The sequence below is a fragment of the Neobacillus cucumis genome, from assembly GCF_002860255.1.
Classification (GTDB): Bacteria; Bacillota; Bacilli; order Bacillales; family Cytobacillaceae; genus Neobacillus; species Neobacillus cucumis_A.
On the sequence record NZ_PGVE01000023.1, the window covers coordinates 1 to 1,619 of the forward strand.

Here is a 1,619-nt window from a genome sequence, read left to right on the forward strand (position 1 = left end):
CCATATCAAAAGGTTTAGATATCAAATCCATAGCACCTCTACGATACGTTTCAATCAGAATTTCTTTCGTTACTTCTTCACTCGAGATGGCTAATGTCGTATTTTTTTGCCGCGCGGGTTCTGCAATTTGATCCAATACTTCAAAGCCTGTCATATCAGGCAACTTTGCATCTATGATTACAATACTTGGCCTCATAGAGTAAAATTGTTCAATGCCACGCTTTCCATTCAATGAAATAATTACTTGAGCCCCAAGCTTCTCAAGCAACTCTTTTAAATAGGATACGAACTCCAAGTCTTGATCAATGATTAAAATAAACGTTTCTTGATCAAGACGGTTAACGTAGCGATCAGGCAATTGAAATTCTTCTTTTTTCACAGCAATAGTATCATCAAAATGCGAACGAATACGATTCTTCAAATTCTCTAATGAAGAAACGGGTATTTTCTGATCGTTGGAAGACGTCAGAATCTCTAATTGTGACGCACAAAAGAGAGACAACTGTTGCAATCCGATTGTCCCGGATGTTCCCTTCAATTTATGAAGAAAATAATACAACTCCCTTTCCGTTAAACTACCACGCGCTTTCCACTCTTCAAAGATATTCTCTGTACGTTGTGCAAGCATATTCTGATATTTTTTTTGACTCACTGTTTTCCTCTCCGTTCAGCGGAAGCATTCCCATTTCGTCCTGTACTTCTGATTCCCCGGTATTCTACTTCTATAAAAAAAGAGCTGGTAATATAGAATTTCCTATTACCAGCCCAAACGCATATTTACTCTAGACCCATTTCTTCTTTTACTACTTGTGAAATCCGATCTGCATAGTCTGCACACTGTGCTTCTGTTTCAGATTCGACCATTACACGGACGAGGGGCTCTGTCCCTGAAGGACGTACAAGTACTCTTCCCTGTCCGTTCATCTCTTTCTCTACTTCGTTAATAACCCCGACAATACGCATATTATCCATGACCGCATATTTATCCATTACACGAATATTAATAAGTTTCTGTGGATACACTTTCATTTCGCTAGCTAATTCAGATAATTTTTTACCTGTTTGCTGCATGATATTAACAAGTTGCAATGCCGTCAGTAAGCCATCGCCCGTTGTATTATAATCCATGAAGATAATGTGGCCTGATTGCTCACCACCAAGATTATAATGATTTTTACGCATCTCTTCTACGACATACCGATCACCTACAGCGGTTTGGACACTCTTCATGCCAAATTCCTCTAGTGCTTTATAGAAACCGAGGTTGCTCATCACAGTAGAGACAATAGTGTCTGATTTTAATCTGCCTTTGCTATGTAAATATCGAGCTACGATGAACATAATTTGGTCACCGTCGACAATATTTCCTTTTTCATCAACTGCGATAAGACGATCGCCATCACCATCAAATGCTAGACCGATATCTGCACTTTTTTCTACTACAAGTGCTGCAAGTGCTCCAGGGTGTGTAGATCCAACGCCATCATTGATATTCAAACCATTTGGAGAAGCACCCATTGTAGTCAAGTCTGCATCCAAATCCGCAAATACATGGGTTGCCAAGACTGAAGTCGCTCCATGTGCGCAATCGAGCGCTACATGGATATTTTCGAAGTCCT

1 protein-coding gene and 1 pseudogene are annotated in these 1,619 nt (G+C 39.8%); both read right to left on the bottom strand.

All coding sequences use genetic code 11. The features are described 5' to 3' along the window. A partial coding sequence (locus CVD27_RS04415; protein ID WP_180960148.1) for a response regulator occupies positions 1-538 on the bottom strand: 538 nt, incomplete at its 3' end. A 239-nt stretch (positions 539-777) separates the two neighbouring features. After that, positions 778-1,619, bottom strand: a pseudogene (locus CVD27_RS04420) (phosphoglucosamine mutase); the annotation flags it as partial.